The sequence below is a fragment of the Leucobacter sp. UCMA 4100 genome (assembly GCF_027853335.1).
Classification (GTDB): domain Bacteria; phylum Actinomycetota; class Actinomycetes; order Actinomycetales; family Microbacteriaceae; genus Leucobacter_A.
Genome location: NZ_JAFEUS010000002.1, coordinates 1,834,676 through 1,859,926 on the forward strand (window position 1 = coordinate 1,834,676; position 25,251 = coordinate 1,859,926).

Consider the following 25,251-nt stretch of genomic DNA (forward strand, 5'->3'; position numbering starts at 1 on the left):
ATGTGAACGAGAGGGCGAGTCTATGGCGATAAAGCAGTATGACGGAGCTCGCAGTGCGCTTGAGGGGCTCGTACACGACGGCATGATCGTCGCCGTTGGCGGGTTTGGCCTGAGCGGCATTCCCTTAAACCTCATTCGGGCGCTGCGCGACACCGGTGCCAAAGACCTCACGATCGTCTCAAATAACATGGGTGTTGACGGCAAGGGCCTCGGGCTGCTGCTCGAGAACCAGCAGGTCTCGCGGGTGCTCGCCTCGTACGTGGGCGAGAACCAGCTCTTCGCCAAGCAGTACCTCGACGGCACGCTCGACGTCGAATTCGTGCCTCAGGGCACCCTCGCAGAGCGCCTCAGGGCAGGGGGCGCGGGCATTCCCGCCTTCTACACGCCAACGGGCGTCGGCACCCCGGTCGCCGAGGGCAAACCTGAGGCAGAGTTTGATGGCAAGCGCGTCATTCTTGAGCGCGGCATCGTCGCCGACCTCGCCCTCGTTCGCGCCCACACGGGCGACGCCGAGGGCAACCTCAGGTACCGCTTCACGGCACAAAACTTCAACCCCCTCGTCGCTATGTCGGGACGCGTGACGGTCGCCGAGGTCGAGAACCTGGCGACCGACTACCTCGATCCGCAATCGATTCATACTCCCGGCGTCTTTGTGCAGCGCTTCGTCGTCGCCGAAGACCAGACGAAAGACATCGAGCAGCGCACCACCCGGCCACGGGCAGCAGCGCAGACGGAGCGTGCATAGTGTGGAGCCGTGACGAGATGGCCGCGATCGCGGCCGCAGAGCTCGAAGACGGGCAGTACGTGAACCTCGGCATCGGCATTCCGACGCTCGTGGCCAACCACCTGCCCGACGGCGTCTCGGTCATGCTGCAGAGCGAGAACGGGATGCTCGGCATGGGCCCGTTCCCGCTGGAGGGTGACGAAGACGCCGACCTCATTAACGCCGGCAAGCAGACGGTGACGCTCGTTCCCGGCGCCTCGATCTTTGACTCGGCAACCTCGTTCGGCATGATTCGCGGGGGTCACGTGCAAACGGCGATTCTGGGCGCGATGGAGGTTGCGGGCAACGGCGACCTCGCCAACTGGACGATTCCCGGCAAGCTCGTGAAAGGCATGGGCGGCGCGATGGATCTCGTCGCCGGAACCCCTCGGGTCATCGTGCTCACCGATCACGTTGCCAAAGACGGGTCGCCAAAGGTCGTTACGCAATGCTCGCTGCCGCTCACCGGGGCGGGCGTCGTGAACCGCATCATCACCGACAGAGCGGTGTTCGATGTTGAAGAGGGCGGCCTCGTGCTCAAGCGCATGGCCCCAGACCAGACCGTAGACAGCCTGCGCGAGCTCACCGGCGCATCATTTCAGGTGGCACTCGAGGAGGACACACGATGACCGCACTGATCGCAGGCTACGCCCGCACCCCCTTTACCCGCTTTAACGGCCAGCTCGCCTCGCTCAAGGCGACCGAGCTCGGGGCCCACGCCGTTCGCGCCGCGCTCGAGAGCGCCGGTGTCGCGGCTGCCGACGTCGATACGGTCGTCGCGGGACAGGTGCTGCAGGCGGGTGCGGGGCAGAACCCTGCACGCCAGACCGCGGTCGGCGCCGGCATCTCGTTCGACGTGCCCGCCATGACGATCAACGCCGTGTGCCTCTCGGGCGCCGAGGCCGTGACGCAGGCCGCACGTCTCGTCAACGCCGGCGAGGCCGACGTGGTCGTCGCCGTGGGCCAGGAGTCAATGTCGCTCGCGCCCCACGTCGTCGGCATGCGCGCCGGGCACCGCTACGGCAACGCGACACTCATCGACACCGTCGAGCACGACGGTCTGAGTGATGCGTTTGGCCGCATCTCGATGGGGCAGCTCACTGAAGAGGGCAACGCCACCCACGGCCTCACCCGCGAAGAGCAGGACGCCCTTTCGGCCCGCTCGCATCAGCTCGCCGAGGCATCGGCCGAGCTCACGGCCGGCGAGATCGCTCCCGTCACGATCAGCTCGCGCCGCGGCGACACCGTCGTTTCGGCCGACGACGGGATTCGCCCCGGCACCACCGCCGAGACCCTCGCGGCACTGCGCCCAGCCTTCACCCCCGACGGCTCGGTCACCGCGGGCAACGCCTCGCAAATCACCGACGGCGCCGCTGCCGTGATTGTCGTGAGTGAGGCCGCCTCGGCCCGCCTCGGCCTCACACCCATCGCCGCGATCGAGGCGCACGCCCTCGTGGCGGGCCCCGACACCCACCTGCACTCGCAGCCCTCGCGCGCCATCGAGGCGGCACTCGGCCGCGTCGCGGGCGGCGCCTCAGCTAGCGACCTCGCCGTCGTCGAGATCAACGAGGCCTTCGCGCAGGTCGTGCTCCAGTCGACGCGCGACCTCGGCATCGCCCCAGAGATCGTGAACCCCCGCGGCGGCGCCATCGCCCTCGGCCACCCGATCGGCGCCTCTGGCGCACGCATCGTCGGCTCGCTCGCACGCCAGCTCGCAGACCTCGGCCCGGGCAAGCTCGGCGCCATCGGCATTTGCGGCGGCGGCGGCCAGGGCACGGCGCTCGTGCTGCGCTCACTCTAGCGGCGACTCGTTCGCGCGGGCCTCACGGGGTCGGCGCGAGCGGCCGCTGTGTGCGGTGCGGGCGGTTAGCGCAGCCGATCCGCGACCCGGCGTGCCTCGCGCAGGCCGCTCTCGATCGCGCCGTCAATGAAGCCGCCCCACAAATTCGCGTTGTCGGTCGTGGCAAAGAACACGTCTCCATGCGGCTGCTGCAGCTCGGCGAGGTCTCGGGTGAGCTGGCCTGGGCGGTGGGTCATCCACGTCGTGCGCGAGAGCGGATCGGCCATCCAGTCGTGGGCCGTTGCTGCGAGCACCTCAAGCCCCGGCCTGATCGCGTCGACGGCTCGCTGCACCGCCGAAAGATCGCTCACGTCGAGCGCGGTGTGATCGGGGCCAAAGCCCACGAGCACCGAGCGATCATCGCCGATGAACTCGCTCTTGAGCACCGAGATCGGGTGCTGCGGGGTGGCGTAGCCGAAGAACCGGGGCAGGGATCCGCGCACCTCGATCCACACCTTGGTGCCCTGCGAGGCCACCGTTTCGCGGTTTTGCCGCTGCCACGCCTCGGGCAGCTCGGGGCTGAACTCGATGCCGGTCACCGCATTCACCGGAAGCGTCGAAACCACGGCGCGGGCGTGCACCTCGTGCCCCTCGGCCGTCGTCACGATGACGGGGTGCGTGCCCTCGCCGCCCCGCTGCACGACGCGCGTGACGGTGGCGCCAAGCCGTATTTCGCCGGGAACGCTCTCGGCGATACGTGCCGTCCAATCGCTCATGCCGCCAACCACGCGGTAGGTCGCCGAGGCCTCGTGCATGAGCTGCCAGTGGCCGCCCGTCGCCGAAACCCAGCGCAGCGCGCTCGAGAGCCCCGTCTCGTCGAGTGGAGCGTTCACGTGCCCCACCCACACCGACTCGTTCGTGCTCTTCGCCTCGGCCGGGAGCCCCAGCTCGTCGATGCGGTCTTGAATCGTGAGGTGGTCGAGCTCGGTAATACTGCCGCCCGTCGGATCAACCCCGCGGGGCATCACGCGCGCCACATCGTCGACGATGAGCTGCTGCCCGGGGCTGATGAGCTGCATGAACTCGTCGAGCGTCGCGACCCGCGGCTCGCCGCCTTCGCCCAACCACCTGGCCTCTTCGGCCGCCGGGCTGCGCACGATCTCGCGGCCGTACCGGGTCATCTCTGCCCACGTGTGGGGCTGCACCCAGTGCACCCAGGTTCCGCCGAGCTCGAGGTCGTGCCCCAGCCGGTGGTCGGTCCAGGTGCGCCCGCCGACCCGGTCGCGTGCCTCGAGCGTGAGCACCGTGTGCCCGGCACCGCCCAGCTCTCTCGCGGCGATGAGCCCGGCGAACCCGGCCCCAATAACGACGACGTCGACCTGTTCGACTGGCATGCGCACTCCTTCGTGGTGGGTTTCGTTCTAGGGTGTCACGTTTGGGGCGCGGCCGCTACGGTGCGGGGGTGCGGCGACTGCCGCTGCTCGGTCGGGCTTGCCGCTGCCGCGGTGCTCGCTGTTCGGGCTGCCGCCCGCGCCGCCGCCAAACTCGTTCACTTGACGCAAAGCAGGGTGTTTCGGCCCAAACACCCTGCTTTTCGTCTAGTAGATGCCGAAAGAGGAGACATCAGCGCGCCAGGCGGGGCCAGAACCCGCGCACGCCCAATCCACTTGACAGAAAGCAGGGTGTAAACGCGAAAACACCCTGCTTTTCGTCAAGTAGATCGCAGAAGCAGTCGGCTGAGGCGGATCGCGCCAGTCCCCGAGACTCAAGCGGCTCGCGGCAGTCCCAGCCACGAGCGGATCGCGGCAGCCCCAGCCCCGAGCCGATCGCGCCAGCCCCCACCCCCTACAGCTTCGCGACGACCCCAGCCAGCAGCTCGCCGAGCGCGCCCTCCGAGGCCTTGCCGACCTCGATGACCTCGGCGTGGCTGAGGGGGTCGGCTGCGAGGCCCGCGCCCGGGTTGGTGATGAGCGAGAAGCCGAGCACGCGCATGCCGGCTTCGCGGGCGGCGATCGCCTCGAGGGTGGTTGACATGCCGACCGCGTCGCCGCCGGCCTGGGCGAGGTAGCGCACCTCGGCGGGGGTTTCGTAGTGGGGTCCGGGCATCTGCACGTAGACGCCCTCGGCGAGCGTGGGGTCGACCGAGCGGGCAGCCTCGCGCAGTTCGGCGTCGTAGAGGTTCGTGAGGTCGACGAAGTTGGCGCCCTCGATGGGTGAGAGGGCCGTCATGTTGAGGTGGTCGTTGATGATGATGGGGCGGCCGGGGGTGTGCTCGAGCTTGAGCCCGCCGGCGCCGTTCGTGAGCACCATGATCTCGGCCCCTGCGGCGGCGGCTGCGCGCACCCCGTGCACGACCGAGCGCACGCCGTGGCCCTCGTAGAGGTGGGTGCGGGCGCCGATGATGAGCGCGTGCTTGCCGTTTGCGAGGCGAATCGAGGTGAGCGTGCCCGAGTGGCCGACCACGCCAGAGGAGCGGAATCCGGGAACCTCTGCGGCGTCCATAACGGCGACGGTCTCGCCGATGAGTTCGGCTGCTTTGCCCCAGCCTGAGCCGAGGGTGAGGGCGATGTCGTGCTTTGCGACTCCGCTGAGTTCGGCGATGCGTGTTGCCGCCTGCTGGGCGAGGGCTTTGGGGTCGTTGTTCGTCATAAAAAATAGTGTGCCACACCCGCGTGAACGAAGGGCGGCGGGCGAGAAAAAGACGGGGGCGGATCGGGGCAAGCGTGTCGCCACGCGCCCCGATCCGCCCCCGTGAGTGAGAAGCTAGGCCTTCTTGAGTGCTTCGCCGAGCTTGACGCGCTGGCCGGTGCGCAGAATCGATCCCTCGTAGATCTTCGCGCTCAGCCAGACGGCGATGGCCGTCGTGGCGAGAATGATGCCGAGTGATGCGATGGGCTCCCACCACATGGCGTCGCCATAGTAGAGGCGCATGGGCATACCGACGGGGGCCGAGAACGGCACGTAGCTCATGATGGTGAGCACGGTCGGGTTGTCGAAGAAGAAGATGATGAGCATGTACGGAATCATGATGAGCATCATCACCGGCGTCGTGACCGATGCGGCGTCTTCGAGGCGTGACACGAGCGAGGCTGCCGCGGCATACATCGTTGCGGTGAGTAGGAATCCGAAGATGAAGAGCACGCCGAACCAGATGAGTGATGAGCCGAGCGCGCCGAGCAGCAGGTCTTGGCCGGTCGCGAGCATGCCGACCGAGACGAGGGCCACGGCGATGGCGACGGTCGCGAGGGCGAGCAGGCTGTTGCCGATGACCTTGCCGGCGAGGAGCACTCGGGGTTTCACGGTCGCGAGCAGAATCTCGATGATGCGGGTCTGTTTTTCTTCGATGACGCTCTGCACGATGGTGTTGCCGAAGGTCATCGCGGTGATGAAGAAGACGAGGCCGAAGCCGATCGCGAGGAAGTACGCGATGAAGTCGAAACCGCCGCCGTCACCGTTGAGAAGGGTGACCTCTGGCTGGATGCTGAGCAGCTGCATGATGAGGCCGGGAGGCTCCTCGTCAGCGATCACGTGCATGCCGCTCGCGACGCTCGGGTCGAGATACACGGCCGCCTCGACGTCGCCCGACTCGACGAGGGCCTTCGCCTCGTCGGTTCCCGCGGTCTCGGTGATCTCAATGAACGGCTGGTCGAGCTGTGCGAGTGACGAGACGGCGGCTTCTGGAACCGCGACCCGCGTCACATCGTCGCCTGAGTTCTTCGAGACGAGGCCCGAGATGACGACGCTCGCGAGAATGAGCACGAGCATGATGACGATCGATGAGACGAACGCCTTGCTCGAGAGCCGCGTGCGAATCTCTCGCTCGGCGACGAGCCAGGTCTGTTGCATGGGGTTCTGAGTCACTGGGTTACCTCCCTGAAGATTTCGGCGAGCGTTGGCACGACTGGGGCGAACTGGCGCACGTCGCCGCGTGTGAGGGCCTCGCGCAGCACGCTCTGGGCGGTGCCGGGGGTCGTCTCGGTGAAGCGGGCGTAGCCGCCGTCGAGGTATTCGAGGGTGACGGCGTCGAGGTCGCCGACCCAGCCGGCATCGGCCGCCTCGCCCTCGAGCTCGATTTCGTAGGTGGGCTGTGCGTGCCGCGTGCGCAGCTCTTCGCGTGAGCCCTGGGCGAGCACGGTGCCGCCGCCAATCACAACGACGTCGTCGCACAGGCGCTCGACGACGTCGAGCTGGTGCGAGGAGAAGAGCACGGGTACGCCCTTGGCGGCGTAGTCGCGCAGCACCCCGAGCACGACCTCGATCGCGTAGGGGTCGAGGCCAGAGAACGGCTCGTCGAGCACGAGCACCTCTGGTTCGTGTACGAGGGCCGCGGCGATCTGCACGCGCTGCTGGTTACCGAGCGAGAGGCTCTCGATGATGTCGCCGCCGCGCTCTTCGAGGCCGAGGCGCTCGAGCAGGCTCTCGGCGTTGCGCTTGGCCGTCACGGTGTCGACCCCGTGCAGCCGTGCGAGATAGACGAGCTGGTTGAGCACCTTCTCTTTGGGGTACAGCCCGCGCTCCTCGGGCATGTAGCCGAACCGTGCTCGCTCGCTCGGCGTGATGGGGCTGCCGCCCACGAGCACCTCGCCAGAGTCGGCCTCGAGCACGCCGAGAATGATGCGCATCGTCGTCGTTTTGCCTGCGCCGTTTGAGCCGACGAAGCCGGTCATGCGGCCGCCCTGCACGCTAAACGAGACGTCGTTGAGTACTTGGCGGTCGCCAAAGCTGCGGTTGACCGAGCGAATCTCAATCATGAGCGCTCCCTTCGAATCTGGTTCATCATGCAATACACGCTATGGGCCAGGTGGGGTGCTTGCCCTCCCCATAGCGGCTGAAACGCCTCCCCCTCGAGGGGGATATTCGGTGTGCCACCCCTGTTCGTTGTCGCCCGCTCCGGCTACCGTAGAAGCGTGAACACAGAAACCTGGGTGCGGCCGCGCCCTGCCTCGAACGCCATCAAGGGCGACGCGCTGCTCGCCCTCGTGCTCGCGCTCGCCGCAACCGCGACGTCGCAGTTGTACGCGCGCATCGGCTTTCTCGGGGATCCGCCGGAAGCGTGGATCTGGGCCGCCGGCATTGGTTTCGCAACCCTGCCACTCGCGTTGCGAAGACGGTACCCGGTGAGCGTCATGGTGGTCGTTGCCACCGCGTTTTATGTGTGCGGGCAGTTCGGGGTTCCCGAGGTGCTCGTGATTAACATCGCGATGTTTCTCGCCGTGTACACGGTGGGGGCGTGGTCGTCGAACCGGGTGCTTGCCCTCTGGTCACGCGTCGGCGTCGTCGTGGCGATGATCACGTGGCTCGTCGTCACGCTGCTCATTGCCGGTGACGACATGGACTATTTGCCGGGGCTTTCGCGGGCCTCGCTCTTCTCTGAGTACGCGACCTACATCACGATCAACATCATCACGAACCTGCTCTTTTTTGGGGCTGCGTGGTACTTCGGCGAGAAGTCGTGGCGCGGTGCCCGCACCCTCGCGCAGCTGGAGGCACAGGGGCGGGAGCTCGAGCGAGAGCGCGAGACGAGCGCGGTGCAGGCCGTTGCGCTCGACCGCATCGCGATTGCGCGCGAACTGCACGACGTGATTGCGCACCACGTCTCGGTCATGGGGCTGCACGCGGCGGCCGCGCGGCGCACGCTCGAGCGCGACCCGGTCAAGGCGCAGGCGGCGCTCGAAATCGTGGAGCAGAGCGCCGAGGCCTCGATCACCGAGCTGAGGCAGATCGTGCACACGCTACGCGAACCAGGCCGCGAGCACGAGGCGCAGACGGTCGGCGTTGCCCAACTGCCTGAGCTCGTCGAGCACTCAAACCTCGCCGGGGTTCCCACGGTGCTCATTATCGCTGGGGAGCCACGACCCCTGCCCATGCTCATCGACATCGCGCTCTATCGGGTGGCGCAGGAGGCGCTCACGAACGTTCGCAAGCACGCCGGCACCGGAGCGCAGGCGCAGGTGCGGCTACGCTTCACCGAACGCGAGGTGCACATCGAGGTGAGCGACGACGGGGTCGTGCAAAAGCTCTCGGCACCCGGGGCCAAGGGCACTGCCGCCGGGCTCGGTGGCCTCGGGCTTCGCGGGATGCGGGAACGCATGGGAGCGGTCGGGGGTACACTCGAATCGCTTCGCCGTGAGCGCGGGGGCTTTCTCGTGCGCGCGAGCGTAGCGCTCGGGCAAGGAGAGCGCGAAGCGTCGGGCACGACGGTGGCCGAAGCTGAAGTGGTCGAACGAGAAGAACAACACAGGGTGAACGGGGTGCGTGGCGATGATTCGTCTCTTGTTGGTTGATGACCAGGAGCTGGTGCGCTCGGGGTTTCGAACGATTCTCGAGACCGAAGACGATTTTGAGATCGTGGGCGAGGCCGTGAACGGCGCCGAGGCGGTCCAGCTCGCGGCAGAGCTCAAGCCCGACGTCGTGTGCATGGACGTTGAGATGCCGGTCATGAATGGCATCGACGCCGCGAAAGCAATCGTGAGTGGCGAGACCTCACCTCGGGTGCTCATTCTTACGACCTTCGGTCACGAGGAGTACCTGTTTTCGGCGCTCGCCGCAGGGGTGAGCGGGTTCCTCTTGAAGACCGCCCGCGCCGAGCAGTTCATCGACGCCGTGCGCACGGTTGCCGCGGGCCAAGCGCTGCTCGGCCCTGACGTGACCCGCGCCGTGATCGACAAGCTGCAAAGCGCCGACCTGCAGCTGCCCGCTGAAATGCAGCAGCGCTCTGCCGACCCGGTCGAGGCGCTGACTTCGGCGGGGCTCACCGAACGTGAGGCCGACGTGCTCGTGCTCGTTGCCCAGGGGCAGTCGAACGCCGAGATCGCTAAGGCCCTCTTTCTGGGGGAGTCGACGGTCAAAACACACGTCTCGAATGTGCTTCGCAAGCTCGGCGTTCGTGACCGCATTCACGCCGTTGTGTGGGCGCATACGCACGGTCTTGGCTAGGCCGCAAGGCTTGAAACATTCGTGCGCTCTCTGGCGGCGCCGGGCTTTCGCAAAACGCGTAGACTGTGAGTCATGGCTACAGTCTTTGAACGCAAGCATCGAATCGCAGTGCTCGGCGGGGGTCCCGGCGGCTACGAAGCCGCACTGACCGCAGCGCAGCTCGGGGCTGAGGTGACGCTCATCGAGCGCGCCGGTGTGGGTGGCGCCGCGGTGCTCACCGATGTCGTGCCCTCGAAGAGCCTCATCGCGACTGCCGAGGCGGTCAACACCATTCGCGAGAGCGCGATGGTGGGGGTTCAGGCTTTTGCGCCCGGCGAAAACGGCAAGCCCGTGCGCCCCGAGTTTGCGGTGAACCTCGCCGCGATTAACAAGCGACTCATCGCGATGGCCGGCGCGCAGTCGACCGACATGGTGCACTCGCTCGAAGACGCTGGCGTGCGCATCGTGCAGGGCTTCGGTCGCCTCGACGGCCCGAACGCCATCATGGTCGCGACCTCTGAGGGCGAAGAGGGCACTGACTTCGACCGCATCGAGGCTGACACCGTGATTCTTGCCGTGGGCGCGAGCCCGCGAGAGCTCGACTCGGCGAAGCCCGACGGTGAGCGCATCCTGACGTGGAAGCAGCTGTACGACCTCACCTCGGTTCCCGAGCACCTCATCGTTGTTGGCTCTGGCGTCACCGGCGCCGAGTTTGCGAGCGCGTACCGTCATCTCGGCGCCGAGGTGACGCTCGTTTCGAGCCGCGACCAGGTGCTTCCTGGCGAAGACAGCGACGCGGCCTCGGTCATCGAGCACGCCTTCAAGCGCAGCGGCATGTCGGTGCTCTCGAAGTCGCGCGCCGAGAAGGTTGAGCGCACCGAAGAGGGAGTGATCGTCACTCTGTCAGACGGTCGCGAGGTCGAGGGCTCACACTGCCTCATGGCGGTTGGCTCGATTCCCAACACCCACGGGCTTGGGCTCGAAGAGGCGGGCGTTCAGCTCTCAGACAGCGGGCACATTCGCGTCAACAAGGTCGCTCGAACCTCGGTTCCTTCGATCTACGCCGCGGGCGACTGCACCGACTTCTACCCGCTCGCTTCGGTCGCCTCGATGCAGGGCCGCACGGCCATCATGCACGCCCTCGGCGACTTCGTGCGCCCGATCGACCTCGACAATGTGGCCTCGAACATTTTCACCCAGCCCGAAATCTCAACGGTGGGCTTCGGCGAAGACGACGTGCGTGAGGCGGGCGCCGATGGGCACAACACCGTCATGCACATGCTGCCGCTCAGCATTAACCCCCGCGCCAAGATGATCGGCATTAAAGAGGGCTTCGTGAAGCTCTATGCCTCACGAAGCTCGGGCGTGATTCGCGGCGGCGTCATCGTGGCCCCCAAAGCGAGCGAGCTCATTCTTCCCGTCTCGCTCGCGGTCTTGCGCAGGCTCACGGTCGACCAGCTTTCAGATGCGTTTGCGGTGTACCCATCGCTCTCGAGTTCAATCATCGACGTGTCGCGTGCGCTGCACGTGCGCCCAGGAGGAAATGAGTGAGTAAGCCAGAGATCTCTCGCCGGGGCATGCTGCGAGGCATGCTCACGATCGGTGCCGCAGCAGGGGCAACCTTTGCCCTCGCCGGTTGCCAGCAGGAGCTCGTGATTGTGCCGTCTGACGACAACGCCGAGAACATCGGGGCAGAGGTGTACATCGTCGATAATGATTACTCACCGAACAAGGTCACCATCAAGAAGGGCCAGGCCGTGCGGTGGGAGTGGGCGTCGAAAGACCGCCACGACGTCGTCGCGAACGACCGTAGCTTCGTCTCAGAGCTGCAGTACGAGGGCACTTACACGCACATCTTTGATGAGCCCGGCGAGTACTCGTACATCTGCTCGGTTCACCCCGAGATGCGCGGTCTCGTCATCGTTGAATAATAGTGCTGAACCCCGGGAATAAAGCCGGGGCTGGGCGGGTTGCACTCAGCATGGATACTGTTGTCTCGCTTCTTGATATTGCCCCCGTACAGGTAGATGAGCCGATGGGCACCGCCCTCGGTCACTGCGTCGAGGTGGCGCAGACTGCCGAACGAGCGGGGTATCGCCGGGTCTGGTACGCCGAGCATCACAACATGCCGACCATCGCGTCGAGTGCGACCTCGGTGCTCATTGCGCACGTCGCGGCGAACACCCAGACGATCGGGCTGGGAGCGGGCGGCGTCATGCTGCCGAACCACTCGCCACTCGTCATTGCCGAGCAGTTCGGCATGCTCGCAGAGCTGCACCCCGGGCGCATCGACCTCGGCCTCGGGCGAGCACCGGGAACCGACGGTGAGACCTTTCGCGCCCTTCGCCGCCCCATGAACGCCTCTGACAATTTCCCGCACGACGTGCTCGAGCTCGCACGCTACCTCTCGAACGACCTGCCGCGGTCGGCAGTGAACGCCTACCCTGGGCGCGGGACCGAAGTGCCGCTCACGATTCTTGGTTCGAGCCTCTTCGGCGCGAACCTTGCTGCCCAGCTCGGGATGCCCTACTCGTTCGCCTCGCACTTTGCGCCAGACGCCCTGCGCAGCGCCGTGAGGCACTACCGCGATAACTATGTCCCGAGCGAGGCACACCCAGAGTCGTATGTCTCGATCGGTATGAACGTCGTTGCGGCCGAGACGAACGGTGCCGCAGCCGAGCTCTACGAACGGGTCAAGGTGAGCCGCGTGCGCCAGTTCCTCTCGCGCGGGCGCGACACGATGCTCACGACCGAAGAGGCCGAGATGCTCATGAATACCCCGGCGGGCATGCAGATTCTTGGCATGCTCAAGCACACTGCGGTTGGCGACGCGAGCGAGGTGCAGCAACAGATGCAGGCCTTCGCCGACGAGGTAGGTGCCGATGAACTCGTGCTCGTGCACGCTGCACCGACGCACGAAGAGCGACTCGAATCGATTCGACTTTCGACGCTTGCCGCCTAGTCAAGGCTTAGAATGAAGGGGTGACAGATGCCCCCACGAAGCAGCCACGCGCAGGCACGAAGGCCGGTCCCGTTCGCGCGCTCATCGCGAAGGTTCCCACGGGGTGGATCACGGGCGGGGCGACCGCTATCTTTCTCGCCGTCACCGCCGCTTTCGGCGGGCTGGCTCCCGCTCCGACGCCGGCGCTCGCAACGCTCGAACCTGGCGAGGAGCACGTCAACGATCTGCTCTCGCTGCGCCTCGACCGCGCGGTGCTTATGGACTCGTTTCCCGAGGCGGGCGCGATTGCCGGTGAGGGCGAGCGGGTGCTTGCCCTCTCGATCCACGCGAAGAATGTGTGGACATCACCCGTCATTACGACGGCCGAGCAGTCGGTGTCGCAGGCCCTGCGCCTTGAGAAGTTCGGCGACCAGAGCCCCGCGGCAGTCGCGCGCATGGACGACGCGACGACGAGCCCGTGGCTGCAACCCGGGGTTGAGGCTGAACTCGTCGTGACCTGGGTCGTGCCAGACGACCTCTTTGCTGATGGCGACGACGTCGAGGTCGTGGTGAGTGACGCTACGCTCTTTACCGGCAAGGCGGTGACCTACGGGGCAAGCTGGGTCGACGCGAAGCCTGCGGCGCGAGTGCTGCTGCCGGCAACCGATGTAGCGCTGACAAGGGGTGCTGACGATGCCGAATAAGCACGCACTCGTCGCCGATCAGCGCAGCGGGCCGACGACCTGGCAGTGGATCACGGGGCTCGTGTGCCTCGTGCTCGCGGGCGTCTTGCTCGTACTCATTCCCAACTCCGAGGTGACGCAACGCCCCTTCGAGGTTCGCACGCCCATCGGTGAGACCGGTGTTGGCCGGGCTCTTGAGGTGCGAGTGAGCGACGTCGAAATCGCGACTGAGCTGCGCTCGGGACCGTGGTCGGGCGAGTCAACCTGGCTCGTCGCCGACGCCTCGGTTGAAGCCAAGCGCAGTGAGCCGGGCACTACGCTCGCATACGTGATGCTTCGTATGGACGGCGGGCAAGGCGGCGCGGCCAGGCCAACCGAGTACCGGGCCAGCGAACGCGTGACGCAGACCCTCTTGCAGGAGTCGCTCACGCTCGGCGCGGCCCTGCACGGGCAGGTCGTCTTTGAGCTTCCCCAGGGGGCAAGCGGCCCCGCAACCCTGCTGTTCGGGGTCAACGGTGACCCGCGCGTCGACTCGGTGATCGCCTTCGATATTGACCTCGACGAGGTTCAACGCGTGCCAGAGCGCGAGCTCACCGATGTGCAGTGGGGTGAACACTGATGTGGATCAAACGCAACTGGATCGCCCTCGCGACCGTCGCCGTGCTGCTGCCGGCGACCGCGCTCGTCATCGGGGGAAACGAGTGGCGCGACTACACGACGGGGCGCCCAGTCGACCCGATCATGCCTGACCCGTCAGGCCAGATATCGCTTGGCGACACCCACTTCTCGCTGCTCGACACGACCCTCATGCGGCCACAACCAGAAACACTGCCGAAGGGCGTTCGTGCGATCGAGGTGACCGTTCACGTCGAGCCCGCGAATGACGGGGTGAGCTGCTCAGCGCCCACACTCGTTGAGGCGTCAACCGGCCGAGAATGGTCTGAGGCATCGCTTCGTCTCGTGGGCGCTTCGATGCCGCAGAGCCTGTGCGCGGGGCCGGGAATCACCGTGCCCTACGAACTTCGAGCGCTGTACGCCGTGCCCGAAGACGCGCAGGGGCCCTTCACGATCGACGTGGTTATTGCCGAGGAGCTGCCGAGCTTTGCTCGTCTGCCGCTTCCTGAAGATCTTGAAACGGTTCGGGAGCGGTACTGACCACGGTAGTGACCGCGAGCGCTGAGGTCGCCTCGGCGTGGGCGCTGGCGACAACTGCCATGCGGATCGGCTCGATCACGAGAGGAACCGTGAGCAGAATGAGTGTGTCGGCAACCATCCAGAAGCTGTGCAGGTCATGGGGGCCGATCACGCGCACGACCGCGATCTCAAGGAGCTGCTGCGCCATGAGCACGGCGGTGAACGCGAGCACGTACGCCCCGATGAGCGCGGGACCCGCACGCCACATGAGTATGATCGCGTTCCAGATCGGCTTGAAACGTGAGGTAACGCCACCCGAGAGGTCCGTGAAGCGGCGACGAACCTGCTCGGGAACAGCCTCGTAGCGCTTGCGTGCCTTGACCGCGCGGTAGTCGGTGATGACGGGAGCCTTCGCCTCGAGGGTCTGGCCGTAAATCACGCCGGCAATCGTCAGCCACGCGAGCGGCTCCAACGTGACCTTCGCCACGAACGCGAGCACGATCACGAGCGTGTCCCACGCCACCATGAGCGGAGCAAACCACTCGGTCACAGCGAGCCGCGCCGCATCAAGCCAGGCGATGGCCTGCCGCGTCTCGATCCACCCGGTGAGCAGGGCGAGGCCGTCAGCGATGAGCGTCACGGTGAGGTAGACCCACAGGAGCTCGAGGTACACGGCGAAAACCTGGAAGCTGCGGTGCAGACGGTCGCGAAACTTGCCCCAGAGCCAGCGCAACGAGAAGGCCGCGACGATGATCGCGACCGTGAGCGGGGTGAGGGTGAGCGCACCATCGGTGAACATCTCGCCCGCAACGACGTCTTGGCCCGGGGCAGTGACCGCCTTGCTCAACGTTCTCGCAGCAGAGACGTCGAGCACTCGGTTCGTGTAGGCGGCAACGTCCTGGCCAAGGTAGCCCCGGGCCGCATAGAACGCCACGAAGGGCAGCAGGCCTGCGAGCAACGCGGCGGTGAAATCGCGGTTGCGCTGCTCGCGCCCGGGAGGCTCTATGTCGTTATAGACATCGATTCCGGAACGCAGCACGAGCAACATCGCTACGAGCGCGCCGAGCCGGCCAAGCACCGCGAGCGGCAAGAGCAGCATTCCTGCGGTTGGGTTATGGGCACCGACGAAACCTGCGACCTCGATAGCCGAGTAGCGAATGATGGTGCCCGCGAGAAACCATGCCACGAGCTGCGGCCACGTATTCCAGAGCAGGAATACCGTGAGCCGAAGCAGCGTGAGCATGGCCAGCCTCGCGTGGGCTTAGGCGGGGTCGACGATCGAGAGCAGCACGTGGCCGCTCGGAACCGTCGAACCGACGGGAGCGTCGATCGCTTCGATGACACCGTCGCGGTGCGCGAAGATCGACTGCTCCATCTTCATCGCCTCGAGCACGACCACGAGATCGCCCTCAGAAACCTCTTGACCCTCTTCGACCGCGAGCTTCACGACGGTAGCCTGCATCGGGGCCGAGACGGTCGTGCCGCTGCCGCCCGAGAGGCTCGCACTCTTCGTGCGTTTCGGAGCGGGGCCGCGAGTCACCTCTTGGTCAGAGAGCGGCAGCAGCGAGGTCGGCATGCGAACCTCGATACGGCGGCCATCGACCTCAACGACAACGCTGTGGCGCTGCGGGCCGGCGGTGCCGAGAACCGACTGGCCCTGCCACGGCTCGATGTCGTTGACCCACTCGTTCTCGATCCACAGGGTGTACACGCCAAAGGTGCCGTTTTTGGCGGTGAAGGCCGGGTCACTGACGATCTTGCGGTGGAACGGAACCACGGTTGGCATGCCCTGCACCTCGAACTCTGCGAGGGTGCGGCGTGCGCGGGCGAGTGCCTCGTCGCGGGTCGCGCCCGTGACGATGAGCTTGCCGAGCATTGAGTCGAAAGCACCCGAGATGACATCGCCAGCCTGAACACCGGTGTCGATGCGAACGCCGGGGCCGCTGACCATGGTGAACTGGGTGACGGTGCCCGGGGCAGGCAGGAAGCCGTTGCCCGGATCTTCGCCGTTGATACGAAACTCGAACGAGTGGCCGTGCGCGACGGGGTCGGCGTAGTCAATGACGCCGCCCTCGGCGATGCGGAACTGTTCGCGCACGAGGTCGATACCCGTGATCTCTTCAGAGACGGTGTGCTCAACCTGCAGGCGGGTGTTGACCTCGAGGAACGAGATCGTGCCGTCTTGTGCCACGAGGAACTCGCAGGTGCCGGCGCCGACGTAGCCGACCTCGGCGAGAATCGCCTTCGAAGCGCGGTACAGCTCGGCGTTCTGCTCTTCGGTGAGGAAGGGCGCCGGTGCCTCTTCAACAAGTTTCTGGTGACGGCGCTGCAGAGAGCAGTCGCGCGTCGAAATGACCACGACGTTGCCGTGCTGGTCGGCGAGGCACTGGGTCTCGACGTGACGGGGCTTCTCGAGGTACTTCTCGACGAAGCACTCACCGCGACCAAAGGCGGCAACCGCCTCACGGGTGGCCGACTCGAAGAGCTCGGCGACCTCGTCGCGCTCGTACGCGACCTTGAGGCCGCGACCGCCGCCGCCAAACGCAGCCTTGATCGCGATAGGCAGGCCGACCTCGTCGGCAAAGGCGAGCACCTCGTCGGCGTTCTTGACCGGGTCACTCGTGCCGGCCGCGAGCGGCGCACCCACCTTCTCAGCCACGTGACGGGCCGAAACCTTGTCGCCGAGGCGTTCGATGGCCTCGGGGCTGGGGCCGATCCACGTCAGCCCCGCATCAATCACCGCGCGGGCAAAATTGGCGTTCTCAGCGAGAAAGCCGTAGCCGGGGTGCACCGCGTCTGCGCCAGAGCGGCGGGCAACGGCGAGCAGCTTGTCGATGACAAGGTAGGTCTCGGCACTCGTGGTGCCATCGAGCGCGTAGGCCTCGTCTGCGAGTTGCGCGTGAAGGGCATCACGATCTTGGTCTGCATAGACCGCGACCGAGGCGATTCCAGCGTCAGTTGCTGCACGGATAATACGAACTGCAATCTCACCACGGTTAGCAATGAGTACTTTGTTGAGTCGCGACATGATCTCAAGTGTATTCGAGCCCGCACCCGGTCAGCGAGATATACACGACAAAGCTTGAGGGTTTTCGTTGATTTTTCATACCATTGCGCTGCCTCTTGGTGTTCGACGGCCTTGCGCTCTGGGCGGTCGGTGCTCTTGAGCGCTTGGCGTTCGACGCTCTCGAGCGCTGGGCGATCTGCCCGTTTCGCCGCGAGAGCGATGCACACTCGCTCGGGCCGTGTCGGTCGGGCACGGTAGACTACCGAGCGTGGTTAATGTAGCGGTTCAAGGTAAACAGTACGAGGCAACCGCGCCCTACCTCGTGGGGCGCGAAAAGGTTCGTGAGTTCGCGCGCGCTGTGCTCAGCGAAGCGCCGATGCATCACGACGTTGACGCGGCACGTGCGGCCGGCTTTGCCGATGTCGTAGCGCCGCCGACCTTCGCGGTCGTGGTGCAAGATGCGACGCTGCAGCAGTTGCTCGCCGACGACGAGGCCGACGTTGACTTCTCGCGCGTCGTGCACGGCGACCAGCGCTTTAGCTACACCAGGCCCATCGTCGCGGGCGACGCGCTCACCGCGACGCTCACGGTCGCCTCGGTCAAGCAGCTCGGCGCACACTCAATGGTCACCGCCTCGAGCAACATTGTTGACGCGCACGGCGAGCACGTCGTGACCGCGATCTCGACGCTCGTTGTCAGAGGAGAAGAATAGTCATGCCCCAGTACACAGACCTCAGCGTCGGTGACGTCGTCGTTACCCGCGACCTCACCCTCACCCGCGACTCACTCGTGCGCTACGCGGGTGCATCGCTCGACTTCAACCCCATTCACTACCGCGACGATGTCGCCCAGTCGGTCGGGCTTCCCGGGGTGCTTGCTCACGGCATGCTCACGATGGGCGCTGCTGCGAGCCCCGTTGCCGAGTGGATCGGCGCGAGCGGCATCATTGTCGATTACCAGTCGCGCTTCACGAAGCCGGTTCCCGTCGATGCCACCGAGGGCGCTCAGGTGAGCGTCACTGCGACCGTCGGCAAGCTCGATGACGAGGCCCAGGAGGCTCGTATCGACCTCAAAGTGGTGTTCAATGAACAGACGGTGCTCGGTAAGAGCCAGGTCGTGGTTCGTTTCACGAAGGGCGACCTGTGAGCGAGAGCGTCGCATCGCTCGCGTCGCTCACCACGATGAGGGTTGGCGGCCACGCTGACCGCGTACTCGTCGCCCGGTCGCGCGAGGAGCTCATCGAGCGTTCGATTGAGCTCTGGGCCGACGGCGACGACTGGCTGCTGCTTGGCGGCGGATCAAACACGATCGTCAGCGATGAAGGCTACCCCGGGCCGGTCCTGCTTGCCCGCAGCGAGGGCATCGAGGTCATCGACGACCCCTCGCTTTCCGCCAACAAGGTGCGAGTTCGGGTGCAAGCTGGCCAAGACTGGGACTCGGTCGTCGTCACCACCCTCGCCCGTGGCTGGGGCGGCCTCGAAGCGCTCTCGGGCATTCCGGGCTGCGCTGGCGCTGCCCCCATGCAAAACATTGGCGCCTACGGCTGCGAAATCGCCGACGTACTCGTCTCGATCGAGCTGCTCGAGCGTGACACCGAAGAGGTGCGCATGGTCTCGGCCGAAGAGCTCGCTTTCGGGTACCGCGACTCGGCCCTGAAGCGCCGCGACCTCGAGGGAGTCGTGCTCTCGATCGACCTCGTGCTCACTCGCGGAGCCGACGGCTCAGCCGCGAGCGCCCCCGTCGTCTTCCCGCAGCTCGCGAAGGCCCTCGGCGTCAAGCTCGGAGCCATCGTCTCGGGCCGCGACGTTCGCGAAAGCGTGCTATCGCTGCGTGGCTCGAAGGGCATGGTGCTCGACTCTGCCGACCACGACACCTGGTCTGCCGGTTCGTTCTTCACGAACCCCATCGTGAGCGCCGACTTCGCGAAGTCGCTTCCGGGCAATGCTCCTCGCTTCCCGATGGAGCCGGCTCCCGAGCGCCCCATCGCGGTCCCGCTCGAAGACGCCGCAAACCTCGAGGCCTACCTGCCACCGCAGGCGGCCGACCGCCGCGTGAAGCTCTCGGCCGCCTGGCTCATCGAGCACGCCGGCGTGAAACCCGGCTACCGCATTCCCGGCTCGGGCGCGGGCGTCTCGACAAAGCACTCCCTCGCAATCACCAACCGCGGATCGGCGACAGCCGCCGACGTCGCCGAGCTGGCCCGGTACATCACGACCCGCGTGCAGTCGGAGTTCGGGGTGCTGCTGGTTCCCGAGCCGAACATCTACGGCCTGCAGCTCTAGCGCGCCGTCGCGCAGCGGCGCGACGCCTTGGGAGAATGCTGTCGGCGCGGTGCGCCGGCCGTTGTGTGCTGCTCTGAGTCTTGGGCGGCGCGCTGTGTTGCGCGTTCAGTCCCGCTTGCCTGCGTTTTTTACGTCCAGTCCCGCTTGCCTGCGTTTTTCGCGCCCACTTGACGAAAAGCAGGGTGTTTCAGCCCTACAACCCTACTTTTCGTCAAGTAGATCCCGTAGGGCGCGGGCGGGGGCGCCATCTCGAGCTCATGCTGCATCTGGGCTGAACAACGTCCCTATGCCAAACCGCCAGGAGCGAAGCGACGCCCTCGGATTGGTTTCACCCCCATCGCGGCGGTCTCGCGTGCCGTTTAACGCAGTCGAGTGTCAGCTGGCGCTGGCGAGAGTCAGCCGGCGCTGTTGCGTGTCGGTTGGCGCTGTTGCTCGCGTCCCGTGACATGGGTTCGCGCTTTGTGGGTCTTCTGCCCGTACTTTTCCCGTTTACTTGACGAAAAGCAGGGTTGTAGAGCCAAAACACCCTGCTTTTCGTCAAGTGGATCGAGTATCGCTCGATGAAGCTGAAGGCCGTGCGTCAGCGCGGGAGGCCAGCCGGGGCGGCAGCCGGCGCAGCCGCACGCCCCATGCGGGCCACCGCCTCGCGCAGCACCTCCTCGGAGCAGCCGAGGTTCAGGCGAATGCAGCCGTGACCGTTGGCCCCGAAGGTGGCGCCGTCGCTCACGATGAGGTCGGCCTTTTCGAGCAGTGTGAAGGCAGGGGTGGGGCCGAGGCCGGCGTCGCTGAGGTCGATCCATGCGAGGTAGCTCGTCTTGGGCGGGGTGTAGCGCGCGCCGGGAACGTGCTCGGCAAGGAGCTCGGCGAGCAGGCGGCCGTTCGAGCTGACCTGGGTGATGGCGCGGTCGAGCCAGTCGCGGCAGTCGGCGAACGCGACTTGCGAGGCGGTGCGGCCGAGAATGCTCGTCGATCCGCTGAGGGCGACGGTGAGGTATTCGCGCAGTGAGTCGGGCGAGGTTGCCGGGGGTGCGTAGATGAGGGCGCACTTGGTGCCGGCGATGTTCCAGCCCTTTGAGGCCGAGGTGACGGTGACCGAGGTGGCGCCGGCTGCGGCCGCGATGGGGGCGAAGGGGGTGAAGGTGACGCCGTGGTGCACGAGCGGTGCGTGGATCTCGTCGGCGATGACGATGGCGCCGTGGCGGGCGGCCGAGGCGGCAAGGGCCTCGAGGTCGGCGGCCGAGTGGGCGATGCCATGCGGGTTGTGGGGGTTTGAGAGCACCATGGCGTGCACGCGGTCGGCTCCCGAGGCACCGAAAGCGCGGTCGATCGCGTCGGTGTCGAGGTGCAGGGTTTCGCCCGAGCCTGCGAGCGGGATCTCGACGCACTCGACGCCGAGCTCGGTGAGGTAGCCGAAGAACGAGGGGTAGCTCGGGGTTGCGAGGGCAACGCGGGCGCCCTCGGGCAGCAGGTGCCTCAGCACGGCCTTGACCCCGAAGCTGACGTCGGGGGCGCCGTAAAAGAACTCGCGTTCGGGCTGCCAGGCCCAGCGATCCGCTGCGAAGTCGGCGAAGGCTCCCACGAGCCCGCTGAGGTCGCCCGAGTAGCCGAGGTCAGAGCGCTCAATCTGCGCGATGAGTGCCTCGCGAATGCGCTCGTCGACCGTGAAATCCATTTCGGCGATAAACATGGGAAGCACGCCACTCTGACAGCCGGCCCACTTGATGCTCGTGCGCTCTTGGCGCAGGGTCTCTGCGGGCTGGCAGTGCAGGGCTTCGGTTTCGGCGGTGAAATCAGTCATATGCATATGGTCGCGTTATGTTTCGCGAATGTCCAATAATGTTTCGTTTGTTACGGGTAAGGAAACAGCATGAGTCGCCAGCATGCTCAGCCGATTCATAGCAAACAGTCAGATACTGAGGACATGAACAAGGGACCACGCATTCTGATCGTCGACGACGAGCCCAGCATTCGCGAACTGCTCAGCACGAGCCTTCGCTTCGCAGGGTTCGGCGTGCGCGCCATCGCTAATGGCGCCGGAGCTATCTCCGCCGTACTCGAAGAAGAACCCGACCTCATCATTCTCGACGTTATGTTGCCAGATATGAACGGCTTCAGCGTCACCAAGCGACTGCGGTCGGCGGGCTACACCGCCCCGATTCTCTTTCTCACCGCGAAAGACGATGTCGAAGACAAGATCCAGGGCCTCACGGTCGGCGGCGACGACTACGTCACGAAGCCCTTCTCACTTGACGAGATCATTGCTCGCATCAAGGCCATCTTGCGCCGCACGATTCAAGAAGACGAAGAGTCAACGTTGGCCGTCGGCGTCATTAGCCTCGATCAAGACACCCACGAGGTGAGCGTGAACGGCACGCCGATCGAGCTGTCGCCAACCGAGTTCAAGCTGTTGCGCTACCTCATGCTCAACCCGAACCGAGTGCTCTCGAAGTCGCAAATTCTCGACCACGTCTGGGAATACGACTTCAACGGCGACGCGGGCATCGTCGAGTCGTACATCTCGTACTTGCGACGCAAGCTCGATCCGCTCACTGAAGAGCCGCTCATTCACACCAAGCGCGGCTTCGGCTACATGCTGAAGGTTTCTGAAACCAAGTAACCTAGTGGGTGTGACCCGTACAACACTCGCAGAGCGCCTTTCCCGCGTCTCGCTGCTCAGCAAGATCACGGCGGTGACGGTTTTTATCCTCACCCTCGGCTTGTTCGTGGCGGGCGCGGGAACGCTCGCGTTTTTGAAACCGCAGCTCGCGGTGAACGAAGACGAGAAGCTCAAGCAGCTGCTCGTCGATCCGACCTCTGAGCTCGCGGTGGGTGCGAACCCGCAAGAGATCAGGCGCGAAGACGTGCTCTTCGCCTCTGATCAGTACTATATTGCCGTGCTCGACGAGGCCGGCAATATTCTCTTCGACAACTTCCAGTCTCGCGGTAGCCGGGTCTCACCCTCGGTGCCCGAGATCAGCGCCCACTGGGTCGAGCAAAACGGTGATACGCCGTTCACCCTCGACGGGCGAGACGGTTCGCAGTGGCGCGCCGTCGCCGCAGAGTTGAGGCCGCAGGGCTCATCGGCTGCTCCGGTCGGGTCGATGCTCTTCGCCGTCTCGACCGACAACGTCAACCAGGTCATGGCGCAGTACCTCACGGTGTTCACGGGCTTTGGCATCGCCGTAATTCTGCTTGGCGCCGCCCTCACGCGCTTGCTCGTCATCGCGACCTTTGAGCCGCTGCACGAGGTTGAGCGCACCGCGCTCGAGATCGCCGACGGCGACTTCTCGAAGCGCATCCAGGTGCGCGCCCCCGGCACCGAGGTCGGGCACCTCGGCCAGTCGCTCAACGTCATGCTCGACGAGATTGACGCTTCGTTCAACGACCGTTCGAAGACGATCGAGCAAATGCGTCGCTTCGTGGGTGATGCCGGCCACGAGTTGCGCACCCCGCTCGTCTCGGTGCGCGGTTACGCCGAGCTTTACCGCATGGGCGCGATTCAAACGCCCGAAGACGTTGCGCAGGCGATGGGCCGCATCGAGAGCGAGGCGATTCGCATGGGTGACCTTGTCGAAGACCTGCTCGCACTCGCCAGACTCGACGAGAAACGCCCCCTCGACCTGCAGCCGGTCAACCTCGTGCCGCTCGCACAGGACGCCGCGATGGATGCCAGGGCCCAGGAGCCCGACCGCGAGATTGAGGTCGTGATCGATGACGATCCCGTGATCGTGCGCGCCGACGAGATGAAGGTGCGGCAGGTGCTCACGAATCTCATCGCCAATGCGATGCGGCACACCCCTGACGGCAGCCCGATCGAGGTCGTCGTCTCGGCGCTGCCCGGCAAAACGACCGGTCAGTTCGAGATCGTCGACCACGGCGACGGCATTCCAGAGCAGCTGCGCGACAAGATTTTCGATCGCTTTTACCGCGCCGACAATTCCCGAAATCGCGAGACCGGCGGATCGGGGCTCGGCCTCGCGATCGTCAAGTCGATTGCCGAGGCTCACCGAGGTGCCGTGTCGGCTCACGAGACCGACGGGGGCGGCGCGACGTTCAGGGTCGAGCTGCCGCTCGAGTTCTACGCCGAGGCGGCAGAGTAGAGCGACGCGAGGTCGCCCGCTCGAACGATCGTGTAGGCGTAGCCCTGCTCGGCGAGAAAGCGCTGCCGGTTTTGCGCGAAGTCCTGGTCGACGGTGTCGGCCGTGACGATCGTGTAAAACGAGGCCTGCATGCCGTTGCTCTTCGGGCGAAGCAGCCGGCCGAGACGCTGTGCCTCTTCCTGGCGTGAGCCGTACGAGCCCGAGATCTGAATGGCGACCGAGGCGTCGGGTAGGTCGATTGAGAAGTTTGCGACCTTCGAAACCACGAGCGTCGTGACTTCGCCGCGACGAAACTGCCCGAAGAGTTCTTCACGCTCGTCGACCGGGGTTTTGCCGGTGATGAGCGGGGCGTCAAGTGCCTCGGCCATCTCTTCGAGCTGTTCGATGTACTGGCCGATCACGAGCACGCTCTCGCCAGGGTGCTGTTCGATGATCTCGCGCGTGATGTCTTGTTTCACGGGCGCGCTCGAGGCGATTCGGTAGCGCTCTGAGTCTTCGGCAGAGGCGTAGCGTAGCCGTTCATCATCATCGAGCGAGACGCGCACCTCGTAGCAGGCAGCCGGGGCGATGAAGCCCTGTGCCTCGATCTCGCGCCAGGGCACGTCGTAGCGCTTCGGGCCGATGAGGCTGAACACGTCGCCCTCGCGGCCGTCTTCGCGCACGAGCGTCGCGGTGAGGCCGATGCGGCGCCGGGCCTGCAGTTCAGCCGTGAGCTTGAAGACCGGGGCGGGCAAGAGGTGCACCTCGTCGTAGACGATGAGGCCCCAGTCGTGCTCGCTGAGCAGCGAGAGGTGCTGGTAGGCCCCGCCGCGCTTGCTCGTGAGAATTTGGTAGGTCGCGATCGTGACGGGCTTGACCTCTTTGACCTGGCCCGAGTACTCGCCGATCTCGTCTTCGGTGAGGTTCGTGCGCTTGAGCAGCTCATCGCGCCACTGGCGAGCCGAGACGGCGCCGGTCACGAGAATGAGGGTCTGCGCCTTGACGCGAGCCATCGCTCCCGCACCAACGATGGTCTTGCCGGCACCGCAGGGCAGCACCACGACGCCTGATCCGCCTCGTTCAAAGGTGTCGACGGCCGTGCGCTGGTAGTCGCGCATGGCCCAGTCGGTCTCGAGTAGCTCGATGTCGTGAGGGGTTCCGGGGGTGTAGCCCGCGAGATCTTCGGCCGGCCAGCCGCGCTTGAGCAGCGCCTGTTTGAGCTCGCCTCGCGTGAGCGGCTCGATCTCGTAGGTGAGGTCATCGATCTGGTGGCCGAGCAACTGCGCAACGGCCTTCGACTGCGACATCTCGCGCAGCACGAGCGGGTTCTGGGCGGTGAGCACGAGCTGGTCGTCACGGCGTTCGATGCGCAGGTTGCCGTAGCGATCCATAGAGTCGCGAATCTCGAGCTCGACGTTCGAGGGCATCGGGAACTTCGCGTAGCGGGTGAGCGTCGCGATCACCTCGTCGGCGGTGTGGCCGGCAGCGCGCGCGTTCCACAGGCCCAGCCGCGTGATGCGGTAGGTGTGCACGTGCTCGGGGGCACGCTCGAGCTCGGCAAACACGGCGAGATCGTGGCGAGCGTTTTCAGAGTCGGGGTGAGCGACTTCGAGCAGCGCGGTGTGGTCACTCTGAATGATGAGGGGGCCAAGTTCCATAGCGGCCTA

Annotated in this window: 24 protein-coding genes; 16 read left to right on the forward strand and 8 right to left on the reverse strand. The window is 65.7% G+C overall.

The window, feature by feature from the left end; genetic code table 11:
• Positions 1–22: 22 nt before the first annotated feature.
• The 3 genes from JSO19_RS08635 to JSO19_RS08645 are packed head-to-tail and all read left to right on the forward strand — an operon-like array spanning position 23 to position 2,564.
• On the forward strand, positions 23–745 hold the full coding sequence (locus JSO19_RS08635) for a CoA transferase subunit A (protein ID WP_270911125.1): 723 nt from the start codon (positions 23–25) through the stop codon (positions 743–745).
• Positions 742–1,392 (forward strand): CoA transferase subunit B, encoded by a 651-nt coding sequence (locus tag JSO19_RS08640; RefSeq protein ID WP_270912126.1) that lies wholly within the window; start codon positions 742–744, stop codon positions 1,390–1,392. Before JSO19_RS08635 ends, JSO19_RS08640 begins: the two co-directional genes overlap by 4 nt.
• Positions 1,389–2,564 (forward strand): acetyl-CoA C-acyltransferase, encoded by a 1,176-nt coding sequence (locus JSO19_RS08645; RefSeq protein WP_270911126.1) that lies wholly within the window; start codon positions 1,389–1,391, stop codon positions 2,562–2,564. The genes JSO19_RS08640 and JSO19_RS08645 overlap by 4 nt, the downstream gene beginning before the upstream one ends.
• 65 nt (positions 2,565–2,629) lie before the next feature.
• Here JSO19_RS08645 and JSO19_RS08650 read toward each other — a convergent pair whose 3' ends face one another.
• From JSO19_RS08650 to JSO19_RS08665, 4 genes are all read right to left on the reverse strand, one after another.
• Positions 2,630–3,937, reverse strand: coding sequence for a flavin monoamine oxidase family protein (locus tag JSO19_RS08650; protein WP_270911127.1), 1,308 nt, complete (start codon positions 3,935–3,937; stop codon positions 2,630–2,632).
• 451 nt (positions 3,938–4,388) lie between these two features.
• Entirely contained in the window at positions 4,389–5,192 is an 804-nt protein-coding gene (locus tag JSO19_RS08655; RefSeq protein ID WP_270911128.1) for a purine-nucleoside phosphorylase, read from the reverse strand.
• 114 nt (positions 5,193–5,306) lie between these two features.
• A complete protein-coding gene (locus JSO19_RS08660) occupies positions 5,307–6,404 on the reverse strand; it encodes an ABC transporter permease (RefSeq protein ID WP_270911129.1) in 1,098 nt (365 codons plus the stop codon).
• Positions 6,401–7,294, reverse strand: coding sequence for an ABC transporter ATP-binding protein (locus JSO19_RS08665; protein WP_270911131.1), 894 nt, complete (start codon positions 7,292–7,294; stop codon positions 6,401–6,403). Before JSO19_RS08665 ends, JSO19_RS08660 begins: the two co-directional genes overlap by 4 nt.
• Before the next feature lie 156 nt (positions 7,295–7,450).
• Between JSO19_RS08665 and JSO19_RS08670 the strand changes: the two genes are divergently transcribed.
• From JSO19_RS08670 to JSO19_RS08705, 8 genes are all read left to right on the forward strand, one after another.
• Complete coding sequence (locus JSO19_RS08670; RefSeq protein WP_270911132.1) at positions 7,451–8,827, forward strand: sensor histidine kinase; 1,377 nt, start codon at positions 7,451–7,453, stop codon at positions 8,825–8,827.
• A complete protein-coding gene (locus JSO19_RS08675) occupies positions 8,805–9,479 on the forward strand; it encodes a response regulator (RefSeq protein WP_270911133.1) in 675 nt (224 codons plus the stop codon). Before JSO19_RS08670 ends, JSO19_RS08675 begins: the two co-directional genes overlap by 23 nt.
• Before the next feature lie 72 nt (positions 9,480–9,551).
• Entirely contained in the window at positions 9,552–11,009 is a 1,458-nt protein-coding gene (locus tag JSO19_RS08680; protein WP_270911135.1) for an NAD(P)H-quinone dehydrogenase, read from the forward strand.
• On the forward strand, positions 11,006–11,389 hold the full coding sequence (locus JSO19_RS08685) for a cupredoxin domain-containing protein (RefSeq protein WP_270911137.1): 384 nt from the start codon (positions 11,006–11,008) through the stop codon (positions 11,387–11,389). Before JSO19_RS08680 ends, JSO19_RS08685 begins: the two co-directional genes overlap by 4 nt.
• A 50-nt stretch (positions 11,390–11,439) precedes the next feature.
• Positions 11,440–12,420 (forward strand): LLM class flavin-dependent oxidoreductase, encoded by a 981-nt coding sequence (locus JSO19_RS08690; RefSeq protein ID WP_270911138.1) that lies wholly within the window; start codon positions 11,440–11,442, stop codon positions 12,418–12,420.
• Between the two features lie 20 nt (positions 12,421–12,440).
• On the forward strand, positions 12,441–13,103 hold the full coding sequence (locus tag JSO19_RS08695) for a hypothetical protein (protein ID WP_270911139.1): 663 nt from the start codon (positions 12,441–12,443) through the stop codon (positions 13,101–13,103).
• The gene (locus JSO19_RS08700; protein ID WP_270911140.1) at positions 13,093–13,701 is read left to right on the forward strand and encodes a hypothetical protein; all 609 of its coding nucleotides are present in this window, start codon (positions 13,093–13,095) and stop codon (positions 13,699–13,701) included. The genes JSO19_RS08695 and JSO19_RS08700 overlap by 11 nt, the downstream gene beginning before the upstream one ends.
• Positions 13,701–14,237, forward strand: a complete 537-nt coding sequence (locus JSO19_RS08705; protein ID WP_270911142.1) for a hypothetical protein — start codon at positions 13,701–13,703, stop codon at positions 14,235–14,237. Before JSO19_RS08700 ends, JSO19_RS08705 begins: the two co-directional genes overlap by 1 nt.
• Here JSO19_RS08705 and JSO19_RS08710 read toward each other — a convergent pair.
• Both JSO19_RS08710 and JSO19_RS08715 read right to left on the reverse strand, forming a co-directional pair.
• Positions 14,161–15,459: a hypothetical protein gene (locus JSO19_RS08710; protein ID WP_270911143.1), complete on the reverse strand. Its 1,299-nt coding sequence runs from the start codon at positions 15,457–15,459 to the stop codon at positions 14,161–14,163. The genes JSO19_RS08705 and JSO19_RS08710 overlap by 77 nt on opposite strands.
• Positions 15,460–15,477: 18 nt before the next feature.
• Positions 15,478–17,244 (reverse strand): acetyl/propionyl/methylcrotonyl-CoA carboxylase subunit alpha, encoded by a 1,767-nt coding sequence (locus tag JSO19_RS08715; RefSeq protein WP_270911144.1) that lies wholly within the window; start codon positions 17,242–17,244, stop codon positions 15,478–15,480.
• Positions 17,245–17,491: 247 nt separating this feature from the next.
• On the opposite strand from JSO19_RS08715, the gene JSO19_RS08720 reads away from it, so the two are divergent.
• Genes JSO19_RS08720 through JSO19_RS08730 form a run of 3 tightly spaced genes read left to right on the forward strand, consistent with a single transcriptional unit; the run spans position 17,492 to position 19,505 of the window.
• Positions 17,492–17,935, forward strand: coding sequence for an FAS1-like dehydratase domain-containing protein (locus tag JSO19_RS08720; RefSeq protein WP_270911146.1), 444 nt, complete (start codon positions 17,492–17,494; stop codon positions 17,933–17,935).
• Positions 17,936–17,937: 2 nt separating this feature from the next.
• Complete coding sequence (locus tag JSO19_RS08725; protein WP_217133790.1) at positions 17,938–18,369, forward strand: MaoC/PaaZ C-terminal domain-containing protein; 432 nt, start codon at positions 17,938–17,940, stop codon at positions 18,367–18,369.
• A complete protein-coding gene (locus JSO19_RS08730) occupies positions 18,366–19,505 on the forward strand; it encodes a UDP-N-acetylmuramate dehydrogenase (RefSeq protein WP_270911148.1) in 1,140 nt (379 codons plus the stop codon). Before JSO19_RS08725 ends, JSO19_RS08730 begins: the two co-directional genes overlap by 4 nt.
• Positions 19,506–20,085: 580 nt before the next feature.
• Here JSO19_RS08730 and JSO19_RS08735 read toward each other — a convergent pair.
• On the reverse strand, positions 20,086–21,303 hold the full coding sequence (locus JSO19_RS08735) for a MalY/PatB family protein (RefSeq protein WP_270911149.1): 1,218 nt from the start codon (positions 21,301–21,303) through the stop codon (positions 20,086–20,088).
• Between the two features lie 123 nt (positions 21,304–21,426).
• On the opposite strand from JSO19_RS08735, the gene JSO19_RS08740 reads away from it, so the two are divergent.
• Together JSO19_RS08740 and JSO19_RS08745 are read left to right on the forward strand one after the other, a co-directional pair.
• A complete protein-coding gene (locus JSO19_RS08740) occupies positions 21,427–22,122 on the forward strand; it encodes a response regulator transcription factor (RefSeq protein WP_217134017.1) in 696 nt (231 codons plus the stop codon).
• A 10-nt stretch (positions 22,123–22,132) separates the two neighbouring features.
• Positions 22,133–23,605 (forward strand): sensor histidine kinase, encoded by a 1,473-nt coding sequence (locus tag JSO19_RS08745; protein WP_270911150.1) that lies wholly within the window; start codon positions 22,133–22,135, stop codon positions 23,603–23,605.
• Here JSO19_RS08745 and JSO19_RS08750 read toward each other — a convergent pair.
• The gene (locus tag JSO19_RS08750; RefSeq protein ID WP_270911152.1) at positions 23,584–25,242 is read right to left on the reverse strand and encodes a DNA repair helicase XPB; all 1,659 of its coding nucleotides are present in this window, start codon (positions 25,240–25,242) and stop codon (positions 23,584–23,586) included. The two genes, JSO19_RS08745 and JSO19_RS08750, sit on opposite strands and share 22 nt — an antisense overlap.
• Positions 25,243–25,251 lie beyond the last annotated feature (9 nt).